At 68.2% G+C, this 4,473-nt stretch carries 4 protein-coding genes; 2 read left to right on the top strand and 2 right to left on the bottom strand.

The window, feature by feature from the left end; genetic code table 11:
• Positions 1 to 147: 147 nt before the first annotated feature.
• Positions 148 to 873, bottom strand: coding sequence for a ribonuclease PH (gene rph, locus AB0I68_RS38725; RefSeq protein WP_352215000.1), 726 nt, complete (start codon positions 871 to 873; stop codon positions 148 to 150).
• Positions 874 to 1,018: 145 nt separating this feature from the next.
• Entirely contained in the window at positions 1,019 to 1,303 is a 285-nt protein-coding gene (locus AB0I68_RS38730) for a PTS glucose/sucrose transporter subunit IIB (protein WP_078987119.1), read from the bottom strand.
• A gap of 195 nt (positions 1,304 to 1,498) precedes the next feature.
• Here AB0I68_RS38730 and AB0I68_RS38735 point away from each other — a divergent pair, with 195 nt between their 5' ends.
• A complete protein-coding gene (locus tag AB0I68_RS38735) occupies positions 1,499 to 2,800 on the top strand; it encodes a PTS transporter subunit EIIC (protein ID WP_363182144.1) in 1,302 nt (433 codons plus the stop codon).
• A 284-nt stretch (positions 2,801 to 3,084) separates the two neighbouring features.
• Positions 3,085 to 4,341: a PTS transporter subunit EIIC gene (locus AB0I68_RS38740; protein ID WP_363182145.1), complete on the top strand. Its 1,257-nt coding sequence runs from the start codon at positions 3,085 to 3,087 to the stop codon at positions 4,339 to 4,341.
• Positions 4,342 to 4,473: the final 132 nt, after the last annotated feature.

The following is a 4,473-nucleotide window of genomic DNA, read 5'->3' on the forward strand; positions in this document are numbered from 1 at the left end:
ATCAGGGCCGGATAGCCCGGGTCGTCTGGTGCCGTGGATTGCAAGGCGGAGGAGGGAGCCAATGCGGAGTATTGGCGACCGACGACAACGCGGCAAGGCGCGGCACCAGGCGGCCCGGGCTATCCGGCCCTGATCCGCCGGACACCCCTAGAGCTGGAGGGCGCCGAGCTGGATGGCCTCGAGGTCGGCGCAGCCGCCGGCGGCCAGGTCCAGGAGGGCGTTGAGCTCCTTGCGGTCGAAGGGCTCGCCCTCGGCGGTGCCCTGGACCTCGACGAAGCGGCCGTCGCCGGTGCAGACCACGTTCATGTCGGTCTCGGCGCGCACGTCCTCCTCGTAGCAGAGGTCGAGGAGCGGGACTCCGTCCACGATGCCGACGCTGACGGCGGCGACGGTGCCGGTGAGCGGCTTGCGGCCGGCCTTGATCAGCTTCTTCTGCTGGCCCCAGGCGATGGCGTCGGCGAGGGCGACGTATGCGCCGGTGATGGCGGCGGTGCGGGTGCCGCCGTCGGCCTGGAGGACGTCGCAGTCCAGGACGATGGTGTTCTCGCCGAGGGCCTTGTAGTCGATGACGGCGCGCAGGGAGCGGCCGATGAGGCGGGAGATCTCGTGGGTGCGGCCGCCGATCTTGCCGCGTACGGATTCGCGGTCGCCGCGGGTGTTGGTGGAGCGGGGCAGCATCGAGTACTCGGAGGTGACCCAGCCTTCGCCGCTGCCCTTGCGCCAGCGCGGGACGCCCTCGGTGAAGGAGGCGGTGCAGAAGACCTTGGTGTCACCGAAGGAGATGAGGACGGAGCCCTCGGCGTGCTTGCTCCATCCGCGTTCGATGGTGACCGGGCGGAGCTGTTCGGGCGTACGGCCGTCGATGCGAGACATGCGTCCGAGCCTAGTCGGTGCGGGCCCGGGGCCATGTCCCTGCGCGAAGACCCCGTCCGGGGTGCGTCCGGGACGGGGTCTCGTGGAGGGGTGCCGGCGGGTGTGCGGGGCGCCGCGCCGGCGGGTGTGCGAGCGGGTGCTCAGCTCACATCATGTCTTCGATGTCGGCGGCGATCGGGTCGGCGTCGGTGCCGATGACGACCTGGATCGCGGTGCCCATCTTGACGACGCCGTGGGCGCCGGCGGCCTTCAGGGCGGCTTCGTCGACCTTGCTGGGGTCGATGACCTCGGTGCGCAGGCGGGTGATGCAGCCCTCGACCTCTTCGATGTTGTCGATGCCGCCGAGCCCGGCGACGATCTTCTCAGCCTTGGTGGCCATGTGTTTCTCCCTGAGTTCTACGAAGAACGAGTCTCGGCGGCCCTGTTCCAGCCAGCGCGGTCCGCTTCGTCACGGTAACCCACTGTTGGCCCAGCTACGCGAGCGCGGGTCCGGCTTCTGTCGAATGATGACGATCAGCAGCAGCCTGCCCTCCGGGCGGGTGAATGCGATCGCATCACAAGTGGTCTACACCAGTGTGCCGCACGGGACGCACCTGCCCAAACGGGCCTGCCAGGGAGGATGCCGATGAGCGCGAGCAGTGCCGCGGCAGCGCCGCAGCCGAGGTGGTGGAACGGCCTGTTCCAGGGGCTGCAGAAGATGGGGCGGAGCCTGCAGCTGCCGATCGCGGTACTTCCGGCGGCCGGCATCCTGAACCGGCTCGGGCAGCCTGACGTGTTCGGCAAGGATGGCCTGAACTGGACGGACGTGGCCAGGGTGATGGCGGGTGCGGGCGGCGCCCTGCTGAACCCGGACCTCGGCCTGCCGCTCCTCTTCTGCATCGGCGTCGCGATCGGCATGGCCAAGAAGGCGGACGGCTCGACGGCCCTCGCGGCGGTGGTGGGCTTCCTCGTCTACCGGGGCGTGCTGCACGCCTTCCCCAACATCTGCCCGACCGGCACCACCACCATCGGCGGCGGCTGCCTGGGGCCGAACAACACCTTCGTGGAGTTCACGTACCAGAACCCGGGGGTGTTCGGCGGCATCATCATGGGCCTGCTGTCCGCCTGGTTCTGGCAGCGCTACCACCGGGTGAAGCTGGTGGACTGGCTGGGCTTCTTCAACGGCCGCCGGCTGGTCCCGATCCTCATGTCGTTCGTCGCGATCGGCTTCGCCGTGGTGTGCCTGTGGATCTGGCCGCCGGTCGGTGACGCACTCGAGAGCTTCTCCGACTGGCTGGTGGGGCTGGGCTCCTGGGGCGCCGGCATCTTCGGCGTCGCCAACCGCGCGCTGCTCGTGATCGGCCTGCACCAGTTCCTGAACGTGCCGGTGTGGTTCCAGTTCGGCAGCTACACCAAGCCGGACGGGACGACAGTGCACGGCGACATCAACATGTTCCTGGCGGGCGACCCGGACGCCGGGCAGTTCCTGTCCGGATTCTTCCCGATCATGATGTTCGCGCTGCCGGCGGCGGCGCTGGCCATCACCCACTGCGCGAAGCCGGTGCGGCGCAAGGAGGTGGGCGGCCTGATGCTGTCGGTGGCCCTGACCTCGTTCGTCACGGGCATCACCGAGCCGCTGGAGTACTCGTTCCTCTTCGTGGCGCCGGCGCTGTACGTGGTCCACGCGCTGCTGACCGGTGTGTCGATGGCGGTGACCTGGGGGCTGGGCGTCCACGACGGCTTCACCTTCTCCGCGGGCCTGATCGACTACGTCATCAACTGGGGCCTGGCGACCAAGCCGGCTCTGATCATTCCGATCGGCCTGTGTTTCGCGGTGGTGTACTACGCCGTCTTCCGCTTCGCGATCACGAAGTTCAACCTTCCGACCCCGGGCCGGGAGTCGGACGAGGTGATCGCGGCGATGGAGGCGGAGAACACGAAGGCGTAACGAACTCCCGCGCTGCGCAAGGCCCCCGGATCCACGGATCCGGGGGCCTTCCGCTTGTCCGGCCGCCGGCTTCCGCGGGGTTCGCCCTCGCGAGCCGCGATGTGGCGTAGGCCACAGGAAATCGAAGGTTCCTTATCTATCCCCGACCATGCTACAACTGGTCTACACCACGGATTGGTGTAGACCACGCAAGCCCGGTCCGGAGCTCGCGTACCCCCATTTTGAGACGCCGCCAGCCCCCTTTTGCACCCCCTGGGCGGCGCCTTGCCTTCTGGAGGAAGCTCATGTCCACAGCCACCGCTGCGGAAAAGAAGAAGGGCGCGGGCGTGATGGCCGTCATGCAGCGCATCGGCCGGAGCCTCATGCTCCCCGTTGCAGTGCTGCCCGCCGGTGCGCTGCTGCTCCGCCTCGGCAACGACGACATGCTCGGCGACCCGACGCTGCCGACGTTCCTCACCAAGATCGCCGGCTACATGGCCGCCGGAGGCGGCGCGATCCTCGACAACATGGCGCTGCTGTTCGCCGTCGGCATCGCGATCGGCTTCGCCAAGAAGTCCGACGGCTCGACCGCCCTTGCCGCCGTGACGGGCTACCTGGTCTTCAAGAACGTACTGGCCACGTTCACCGACTCGAACCTGCCGAAGCTCTCCAAGGTGATCGACGGCAAGATCGTCCAGGTGGAGGCGCCGGTCGACGCCAAGGTGCTCGGCGGCGTCGTGATGGGCATCATCGTCGCGCTGCTCTACCAGAAGTTCTACCGGACCAAGCTGCCGGACTGGGCGGGCTTCTTCGGCGGCCGCCGCCTCGTCCCGATCCTCTCCGCCTTCGCGGGCCTGGTCACCGGTATCGTCTTCGGCCTCATCTGGCCGGTCCTCGGCACGGGTCTGCACAGCTTCGGTGAGTGGCTGGTCGGCTCCGGCGCCGTCGGCGCGGGCATCTTCGGTGTCGCCAACCGTGCGCTGATCCCGGTCGGCATGCACCACCTGCTGAACTCCTTCCCCTGGTTCCAGGCGGGCGAATACAACGGCAAGAGCGGCGACATCGCCCGCTTCCTCGCCGGCGACCCGAGCGCCGGGCAGTTCATGACCGGCTTCTTCCCGATCATGATGTTCGCCCTCCCGGCGGCCTGCCTCGCGATCGTGCACTGTGCCCGCCCCGAGCGCCGCAAGGTCGTCGGCGGCATGATGTTCTCCCTCGCGCTCACCTCCTTCGTCACCGGTGTGACCGAGCCGATCGAGTTCACGTTCATGTTCATCGCCCCGGTGCTGTACGCGGTCCACGCGGTGCTGACCGGTGTCTCGATGGCGCTGACCTGGTCGCTGGGCATGAAGGACGGCTTCGGCTTCTCGGCCGGCCTGGTCGACTTCGGCCTGAACCTCGGCATCGCCTCCAACCCGTGGGGCCTGGCCGGCATCGGCCTCTGCTTCGCGGTGGTCTACTACTTCGTCTTCCGCTTCGCGATCACGAAGTTCGACCTCCCCACCCCGGGCCGCGAGTCCGACGAGGAGCTCGCCGAACTGCTGAAGGCCGAGGCCAAGTAACCACGGCGCCGCGTACGGCGAAGCCCCCGCTCTCCCGGATGGCCGGTTCTACTGATCCCCGCAACACCCTGGAGTTCAGGGAGTTGCGGGGATCATGGGTTTTGAGGTGCTGAAGGCGAGGTTCTTCGAGGC

It is taken from the genome of Streptomyces sp. NPDC050448 (genome assembly GCF_040655295.1).
Classification (GTDB): Bacteria; Actinomycetota; Actinomycetes; order Streptomycetales; family Streptomycetaceae; genus Streptomyces.